Below are 1,189 nucleotides of genomic sequence, written 5' to 3' on the forward strand. Positions count from 1 at the left end.
ACCACACCTCCCCAAACCCCGCCTTCACCACAAACCTATCTCCATTCACACCCACTTTCCGTTCCTCACTCCCTAACACATCCAAAGAATCCACCTTCCCCTCCGGCACCACATCCCCCTCCAGCCACTCAAGCTCTCCCGCATGTCCGTTCCCCGATGCACGCAAACCCGTCCCCGCAATCCCATCAGCAGCAATGACAAGTATACCCAAACCAAGAAAGACACAGAAAACCCTCAGGAAAAACCTCCACCCCAGCCGGTAAGGCACAACAAGAAACACCAGGGCAACGACCAGAGAAAAGATCAGAAAATTAAACAATTCAAGAAGCATAGTGTGAGCGCACTTTACCCCAAAAGTACCCCCTTTACCTCACACCCCCACTACACAAAAAACATCACACTTTTTCACAAACCACTAGCAGTCAGCTCTTGGCAATCGGCGGTCAGCTATCAGCTCCCCCACTCTTAACTCATCCCTCATAACCCATAACTCCTACCCCCCCTCTTATTTAAAGTTTCACTTAAGTACAACTTTTCCTATCTTTGTTTGTGCTCAAAAAAACAAAAGTCCGAACCGTTATCTTTTACAAAGATTACTTTGAAGAATTTTTCTTAAAGCAGAGAGACAAGGTAAGGGATAAAATTATATGGACTTTAGAGCTCATCCAAGAACTACAGAGAGTACCAGAGACATATCTGAAGCATCTAGAGAACACGGAGGGTCTTTTTGAAATCCGGGTACAGCAGGGAAGTGATATTTTCCGAATATTCTGCTTCTTTGATGATGAAAACCTGATAATATTAATGAACGGATTTCAAAAAAAATCACAAAAAACGCCCAAACAAGAAATTGAGAAAGCACTTAAAATAAAGGAAGAATATGAAAGCGGGAAATGAGAAACTAAAAACACTTGATCAATTTAAGGATAAGCACTACGGTCAGCATGGTACCCGGAAGCGTGATGCACTTGAAGCCGGATATCAGAACTTCAAAATAGGGGCACTGATACAAGAAGCCCGCCTGGAAAAGGGACTAACACAAGAAGAACTGGCGATCAAAATAGGAACCACAAAATCCTATATTTCAAAGATTGAGAACAACGTTAAAGAAGTCCGCTTCTCAACCCTTCAGAAGATCATTGAAACCGGTTTGGGAGGACGTCTCGAGCTTTCAATAAAACTCTGAACA

Annotated in this window: 3 protein-coding genes; 2 read left to right on the forward strand and 1 reads right to left on the reverse strand. The window is 43.4% G+C overall.

All coding sequences use genetic code 11. The features are described 5' to 3' along the window. A partial coding sequence (locus DDR33_RS25985; protein ID WP_158280824.1) for a hypothetical protein occupies window positions 1-331 on the reverse strand: 331 nt, incomplete at its 3' end. 218 nt (window positions 332-549) lie between these two features. Here DDR33_RS25985 and DDR33_RS21010 point away from each other — a divergent pair. Beyond that, window positions 550-897 carry a type II toxin-antitoxin system RelE/ParE family toxin gene (locus tag DDR33_RS21010; protein ID WP_109417807.1) on the forward strand — a complete coding sequence of 116 codons (348 nt, stop codon included), beginning with the start codon at window positions 550-552 and terminating at the stop codon, window positions 895-897. Then, complete coding sequence (locus DDR33_RS21015) at window positions 881-1,186, forward strand: helix-turn-helix domain-containing protein (RefSeq protein WP_109417767.1); 306 nt, start codon at window positions 881-883, stop codon at window positions 1,184-1,186. Before DDR33_RS21010 ends, DDR33_RS21015 begins: the two co-directional genes overlap by 17 nt. Window positions 1,187-1,189 lie beyond the last annotated feature (3 nt).

The sequence above is a fragment of the Pararcticibacter amylolyticus genome (genome assembly GCF_003130405.1).
In the GTDB taxonomy this organism is placed as follows: Bacteria; Bacteroidota; Bacteroidia; order Sphingobacteriales; family Sphingobacteriaceae; genus Arcticibacter; species Arcticibacter amylolyticus.